This window comes from Chitinophaga sp., assembly GCF_036566945.1.
Lineage (GTDB): Bacteria > Bacteroidota > Bacteroidia > Chitinophagales > Chitinophagaceae > Chitinophaga.
In genome coordinates, this window is the sequence record NZ_DATCVJ010000400.1 from 1 (window position 1) to 5,425 (window position 5,425).

The following is a 5,425-nucleotide window of genomic DNA, read 5'->3' on the forward strand; positions in this document are numbered from 1 at the left end:
AAAATTACCGCCGTAGGTACCAGACAACAGGTGAAGATACCGGCACATATGCCTGTACTGGATTGTACCGGTTTAGTGCTGACAGCCGGCTTCTGGAACAGCCATGTACACTTTATTGAACCTAAATGGAATCATGCGGATAGTTTGCCGGTGGCCGTGCTCAACAAACAACTGAACAGCATGGTCAACAGCTATGGCTTCACGCACGTATTTGACCTGGCTTCCCTGGACTTTCCCAACCTGCTGGCACTAAGGGCCAGGATCAATTCCGGCGAGGTAAATGGCCCGGCTATCCTGGCAGTAGGCGTGCCTTTCGTGCCGCCAAACGGAAGTCCTTTTTATATACAACCGCTGAAGCTCCCGGAAATCAGTACACCGGAAGCAGCAGTAGCGTATGTAACAAAGCAGCTCCAGTCAGGTGCTGATGGGATCAAGGTCTGGTCGGCTTCTCCCGACGGACAACATCAGATCATACCTATGCCACTGGACATATTGAAGGCGGCCAGCACCACGGCTCATAAATGGCATAAACCTGTGTTTGCACATCCCACGGCCGATACCGGATTACGTATAGCTATTGCCGGTGGCGTGGACATTCTGGCCCATGTGGCGCCCGATGGCTATCGCGGCTGGACGGATAAAGAAGTGGAATTGATACGGCAACATCATATGGCGGTTATCCCTACCCTCAAACTTTTCAAATGGGAATTGGAACGAAAAAATATTGAGGCCGCCACCAATCCGCTGATGACAACGGCACTGCAACAACTGGGTGTTTTCGCGAAAGACGGTGGTGAAATATTGTTTGGAACAGATGTAGGCTACGTGCCGGATTACAGCACCACCGATGAATTCATATTGTTGTCTCAGGCCGGACTAAACTTTGATCAGATTCTCACGGCACTAACGACAGCGCCTGCACGTAGATTTGGTATGGCGCAACACAGCGGCCGTATTGCCAAAGGCATGGACGCAGATATCGTTTTACTGAAAGCGGACCCACATACTGATAGTCGTCATTTTTCAGATGTAGCCTACACAATCCGTAATGGAAAAATTATTTATGATAGTAAGCAGATGGGGGACCATTAATCCCCTGCTGCTTATTGAAAAGATTTCAGGAGATTATCTTTGTAAGCAGGAGATACTTCTACAGCGGTACCGTCGTTCAGGCTCACGTAACCACCGGCGCCTTTGTGGTAGGACTGTACGAAATGAATATTGATGATATGCGATTTATGCACCCGTACAAAGGGATGTGGCAACATCTCGGAGAAGTACTTCAGAAAACGGCATACCATTTTTTTGCTGCCGTTGGTGAGATAGACGTCGGTAAAATTACCATTTCCTTTGAGTCGTACAATTTCCCCCATCTTCACCACATCAAATCCGTCGAGGGTAGGTAAAATCACCTGCTGCATACCGGGATTGCTTTCCCTGGCATTTTCCATGATGATGCGATTCCGGTTCAGCCATTGCTTTTGCTGCAATTGTTGCTGCACTTTATTCACTGCCAGGATCAATTCTTCTATACTCACCGGTTTCAGCAAATAATAAGCGGCACTTTGATTCAGTGCTTTTAAAGAGTATTCGGAAAACGCGGTTACAAAAATGGTTTCAAAAACCAGGTCCTGGCAACCTTCGAGTACGTCGAAGGCATTGCCAAAAGGCATCTCCACATCCAAAAATACCAGTTGTGGCCGCAGCTCATGTAATAGCTCCATGGCTTCCGGGCTATTCCTGGCCGTCCCCACCACTTCTACCTGGGGACAGAATTTGCGGAGATAGTTTTGTAACGCCGCTATCGCAGCCACTTCGTCTTCAACGATAACTGAAGTAATTTTTTCTGGTAACATGATGTTTATCCATTAAGGGAAGTTCCAGGACTATCCGCGTTCCTGTGGCGCCATCCAGCGTAATTTCTGCCATCTCCAGCCGGATATCGAGATGGTAAATATCGTTCAATAAATTGATCCGTTCCTTCGTGTTGGTGAGCCCCCTGGACTGATACACTTTCTGATGCGTGGTTTTCAATTTTTGACTCTCTGCCAGTCCAATGCCATCATCGGTGATCATCACTCGTATCACAGCCCCCTTTTTTTCAAATGTTACCCGCAACAGCCCTTTCGTGGCTTTGTAGCGCAGCCCATGCCAAACCGCATTTTCCAGGTGAGGCTGGATCAGCATATTGGGAATCATCACCACATCGGTATCCAATGTTTCATCAAGTTCCAGTTCATATACAAATTTATCGCTGAAGCGCAGCTGTTCCAGATCCAGGTAGCTTTTCAGCTGTTCTACTTCCACCGATAAAGGCACAAAATCTTTGCTGGAATGCTCCATCACATTTCGCATCAGGCCAGAGTAGGATGTCAGGTATTTGTTGGCTTCCACTTCATTGCTTTCTGCAATGTATTGATTCACGCTATTCAGGCTGTTGAAAATAAAGTGGGGATTCATTTCCCGCCGCAACGACTGTAGGGCTATTTTTTTATTCTTGATCTTAATGGCGCGCAGGGCGCGGACAATGAAAAACAACAGCACGGCCATCGCTAAAATAGAAGCTATCAGGAAGTAGTTGAGTTTATTTTTATTACTGATCAATGCTTGTTGCAAGGCCCGTTCTCTCTCGAGGTCTTTGATCTTTCCTTCTGTGATATCAAACAGGCTGGCATCCACGAGCGAGCTATCTGTTCTGATGAGTGTGTCGAGATGATGCAGGAAGTCGTCGTACCGGGTGAGCGCAACGGCTTCCTTGCGCTGCTCCCGGTAATGCCGGGTCAGCGCCAAAAGACAATCCTTTGTTTTGGACGTATTGCCGGTACTAAATGCAAGGGCGTATGCTTCTTCCAGCAGGTTACCTGCTTTTTCTGTTTGTTGATTACCGGCGTATAGTTGCGCCAATTCCTGCACCTGGTCTATTTGCAGCTCCACATTATGTTCGGTCTTTGCCTTTTCCAGGATAGATTCATTCATCCGAATGGCGGCATCGAAATTATTTCCCGCTACATATACTGTAGCCAATTTCTTGCTGATGGCACTGATTTCCCGGGTATTATCTGTTTTTTCAATGGCCTTTTTATAACTGGCTATAGCGCCGGAAGTATTGTTTTGTAATAGCTGGCTATTCGCTAATTGCTTGTAAGCATCTGCCGCCTCTTCTTTCTTTCCTTCTTTTTCAAAAATGGCCAGGTTGGATTGTACGTAACCTATTTGCACCTGGGGATTACTGTTATTCCGCAGGCGATTGGCATCATTGGAGTTAATGCTTTCCAGGCTTTTATCTCTTGTGAGATCACTGGCCGATTGATAGTTCTGGATGGCCGGCGCTATTTTCTCCTGCATCTCCTGTACTTTCGCCAATGCACGACCGGCCGTTACAGCCGCATCTTTATTATTCAGCTGTGTGTAGATGTCCAATGCTTTTTTGAGATATTCTTCTGCCTTGGCATATTCACTTTGATCCGTCAGTTCTTTTGCCAATGCCTCATAATGCGTGGCTGTTTTCAGCGCATCATCATCACTGGAAAGCGATTTTTTCAAATCTCTTGCCGCTTTGGATACGCCTCCTTTTTTGCCCTGCGCGGCGGCTGTTTGGCCCAGCAGCAGTCCACCCAACAAGATAATTATATAAACGCCGTAACGTACCATGGTAATTGATTCTACCGCAAAATAGCTTTTTTCGGTGTGGGTAACAGGGTATTTCACCCATTCAAAAGTTCATTTCACCAAGTGGTCTCTTTCCGGTCCCGAAGACCCGCTATTTTCATGGGGTCATCTTAAATCAAACAACATGAAAACGACACTATTAGCCAGCGCATTGCTGGCATCGGGATTCCTGCTGTGGAAATATAATCCCTCCCAATATCTGCCGAACAAACAACCCGTAAAAGCCACTGCAACTCCTGTTGATGTGCCCTCTCCTTCCGCCCGGGACAACACCCGCATACAGGTAGCACTACTGCTCGATACGTCTAATAGCATGGATGGATTGATAGATCAGGCCAAATCAAGACTCTGGAATATTATTAATACCCTTACCACCCTGAAGTACAAAGGCAAGGCACCGGTGATCGAGATCGCGCTTTATGAATATGGAAATGACGGTCTTTCGCCTAATGGTGGTTTCATCCGGCAGGTAACGCCACTCACCACTGACCTGGATCTCATCTCTGAAAAATTATTTGCCCTTCGCACCAATGGTGGGTCAGAATATTGTGGTGCGGTGATTACCGAAGCGGTAAAGTCACTGCTGTGGGGCAACGACGAGGCGGATATGAAGCTCATTTATATTGCGGGTAATGAATCTTTTAACCAGGGAAGGGTGAGCTATAAAGAATCGGCCAGTGAAGCAGTCGGCAAAAACATCTTCCTGAATACTATTTACTGTGGTGATAAACGTGAAGGGATTAGCTCCAACTGGAAAGATGGTGCCGACAGAGGCCATGGCCAATATTTCAATATCGATGCGGATAGAAAAGTTGTTTTCATTGAAACGCCGTACGATGAAAAAATCGCGGCCTGTAACGAGCGGATCAACCAAACCTACATTGGGTACGGTACCTATGGCGCCTCCAAAAAAAGCAACCAGGTGATGCAGGATCAAAATGCAAGGTCCCTGTCTGCCGCCAACTCCACCGAACGCTATGTCAGCAAATCAAAAAAGGGCGTGTATAGAAATGAAAGCTGGGACCTGGTAGATCGTGTGAACCAGGACAAGACGGTATTAAAATCCATTAGTAAGAGTGACCTGCCAAAAGAGCTGCAGGATAAAAGTCTGGCTGAGCTGGAGGTACTCATTGCTGCGAAAACCAAAGAAAGAGAAAGCATTCAAACTGAAATGACGGCACTGGCCAAACAACGACAAAAATATATAGACGCGGCATCTAAGAATACCGTGGCAGCCGATGATCTGGGTGCAGCCATCAACCATTCTATTGTTAAACTCGCCACCGCAAAAGGATATACCACAGAAAATTAAGCCCTGGGCGGCCGGGCATCCATTGTACGCCACCGCGCAAAAAAAGGGCAGGTCGTCGTCCGTTTTTGCGCGGTGGCTCTCACTTTTTAAACATATTATAAAAAAATAACTATATTAAATTTTCTATCATACTTTAAGAAAATGTTAATTTTTTATGAAATAACTGTTTTATTTATGTGTAATGTGGCATTATTTATTTTTTTGCTATCAAAGTTTTACTAATTTTGGTCCCCTGATGAGAGTAGTAATAATTTTAGCATGCTTATGTTTCCTACTGTTAAGAGGAGATCAGTATGTATTTACATCCGCACATCATGATCATATTTGCTACACGCCGGCAACAGAAGTGCCCAGTCCGGGGCAGATAGCCACCATCAACAGCATGCAGGACAATACCGTCACCCCCGACACCAGCCTGGAAAATGTGGAAGACTACCTGGTGAG

At 46.3% G+C, this 5,425-nt stretch carries 5 protein-coding genes; 3 read left to right on the forward strand and 2 right to left on the reverse strand.

The genetic code is table 11. The annotated features are described in order from the left end of the window. Nucleotides 1-1,092 (forward strand): amidohydrolase family protein (locus VIP81_RS11975; RefSeq protein WP_331960427.1); only part of this gene is annotated, 1,092 nt, incomplete at its 5' end. Nucleotides 1,093-1,103: 11 nt separating this feature from the next. On the opposite strand, the gene VIP81_RS11980 is transcribed toward VIP81_RS11975, so the two are convergent. After that, entirely contained in the window at nt 1,104-1,856 is a 753-nt protein-coding gene (locus VIP81_RS11980; protein WP_331960430.1) for a LytTR family DNA-binding domain-containing protein, read from the reverse strand. Further along, the gene (locus VIP81_RS11985) at nt 1,822-3,708 is read right to left on the reverse strand and encodes a tetratricopeptide repeat-containing sensor histidine kinase (protein ID WP_331960433.1); all 1,887 of its coding nucleotides are present in this window, start codon (nt 3,706-3,708) and stop codon (nt 1,822-1,824) included. Before VIP81_RS11985 ends, VIP81_RS11980 begins: the two co-directional genes overlap by 35 nt. A gap of 85 nt (nt 3,709-3,793) precedes the next feature. Here VIP81_RS11985 and VIP81_RS11990 point away from each other — a divergent pair, with 85 nt between their 5' ends. Then, complete coding sequence (locus VIP81_RS11990; RefSeq protein WP_331960436.1) at nt 3,794-4,981, forward strand: hypothetical protein; 1,188 nt, start codon at nt 3,794-3,796, stop codon at nt 4,979-4,981. A 235-nt stretch (nt 4,982-5,216) separates the two neighbouring features. Next, the coding region (locus tag VIP81_RS11995) for a hypothetical protein (protein ID WP_331960439.1) at nt 5,217-5,425 on the forward strand (209 nt) is incomplete at its 3' end.

Coding starts and splice junctions, on each gene's coding strand:
- VIP81_RS11990 (WP_331960436.1), top strand. CDS start 3,794: ATGAAAACGACACTATTAGCCAGCGCATTGCTGGCATCGGGATTCCTG.
- VIP81_RS11980 (WP_331960430.1), bottom strand. CDS start 1,856: ATGTTACCAGAAAAAATTACTTCAGTTATCGTTGAAGACGAAGTGGCT.